General features: G+C 66.1%; 1 protein-coding gene. It reads left to right on the forward strand.

All coding sequences use genetic code 11. From position 1 onward, the window contains the following. Window positions 1-62: 62 nt before the first annotated feature. Window positions 63-552: ATP-binding cassette domain-containing protein (locus ENZ75_RS33730; protein WP_128278695.1), on the forward strand; the 490-nt coding region annotated here is incomplete at its 3' end.

A 552-nucleotide genomic window follows, 5' to 3' on the forward strand; every position in this document is an offset into this window, starting at 1 on the left:
GTCGGCGGATCTCATATCGCCCATTGCTGGCACGCGGACGTTCCACTGGGGGCCATGAGCGCATGAACGAAGACCTGCTCCGTGTCAGCGACCTGCGCGTCTCGTTTCGGGTTGGCGGCCTGTCCGCCAGGCTCGCGGGGCGGGCCACCGAAATCGAAGCGGTCTCCGGCGTCAGCTTCACGCTTCAACGAGGCAGCACCTTCGCGCTGGTCGGCGAATCCGGCTCGGGCAAGACGACGCTGGCGCGCACCCTCAACGGTCTTCAGCCGGTGAAAGCAGGCACGATCGTGTTCGAAGGACAGGAACTGCAAGGCCTGTCCAACGCCGCGATGAAACCGGTGCGGCGGCGCATGCCGATGATGTTCCAGGATCCGGTCGGATCGCTGTCGCCGCGGCTCAGCGTGCGCTCGCTGCTGTCGGAGCCTTTCGTCATCCACGGTTTGTCGGATCGCGATCTCAACGCTGAAGTCACACGGCTTCTTGCGCTGGTCGGTCTGCCGCGCGATTTCGCCGACCGCTACCCGCACCAGCTATCCGGCGGCCAGGCGCGCC

Source organism: Mesorhizobium sp. M7A.F.Ca.CA.002.04.1.1, assembly GCF_004022805.1.
Lineage (GTDB): Bacteria > Pseudomonadota > Alphaproteobacteria > Rhizobiales > Rhizobiaceae > Mesorhizobium > Mesorhizobium ciceri.